1 protein-coding gene is annotated in these 812 nt (G+C 67.2%); it reads right to left on the bottom strand.

All coding sequences use genetic code 11. The annotated features are described in order from the left end of the window. On the bottom strand, positions 1-788 hold a 788-nt coding region (locus tag ACETPC_RS23775; protein WP_380184896.1), incomplete at its 3' end, for an inverse autotransporter beta domain-containing protein. Between the last annotated feature and the right edge of the window lie 24 nt (positions 789-812).

Raw genomic sequence — 812 nt, 5'->3', positions numbered from 1 at the left:
CCTTTGCCGAAGTACTGCTCGTACTTCAGGCTGCCGCCCAGCTGCGGCCACGACGGCAGGTACGCGTTCACCCGCAGGTCAAAGCCGTTCGCGGGCCGCTCGTCGTAGTCCTCCATGCTCTTCAGCGGCGACTGGTGCCAGTCCGTGCCGCGGATATAGCCGTTCGCCGACAGCTTCAGGTAGTCGCGCCACGCCTCCGCGCCAATGCCGAAGCGTTTGTTTTTGCCGGTGAGGTCATAGTCGTAGAAGGCGTTGACGCCCAGCAGCCAGTCGCCCGGATACCAGCGGTAGCCCAGGCCCAGGTTAAGGGTGTTGCGCTCCTGGTTGGTGCGCCCGCCCAGCTGGGTAAAGAACAGGCTGCTGTCCGTTTCATACACCGGCACCAGCATGTCGCCGGAGAACGTCCGCTGCGTGCCCACCGAGACGCGGGCGTTGCCGTACTGGTTAAGCCAGTCGTTAATCTGCTGGTTAATCAGCCCCTCGCCCAGGCTGCGGGCGTAGTTAATCCCCGCCTCGGAGCTGTCTTCGGCGAGCAGCGTGCCCGCCTGCACGGCGGCCGACGCCAGCCGCGCCTCGCCGTCCGCCTGCGGCGGCGCCTCATCGGGCAGGCCGAGGCCGGGCAGCGCCGGCGGCGCGTCGTTTTTGCCGAGGGTGTCGGCACGCAGCGGGAAATAGCCGTGGCTTTCGCCCGCCGGCGCGGGTGTCGGTGCCGGGGAAGGCGCCGGTGCCGGACTGGCCGGATCCTGCTCAAGGATAAGTGAATTAAGGCCCTGAATGGTCTGCTGCATCTCTGCCGGTACGTCCGCCCGCGC

The organism is Pantoea sp. sgz302252 (assembly GCF_042610525.1).
In the GTDB taxonomy this organism is placed as follows: Bacteria; Pseudomonadota; Gammaproteobacteria; order Enterobacterales; family Enterobacteriaceae; genus Erwinia.
This window is presented reverse-complemented; position numbering and strand designations above follow the sequence as displayed.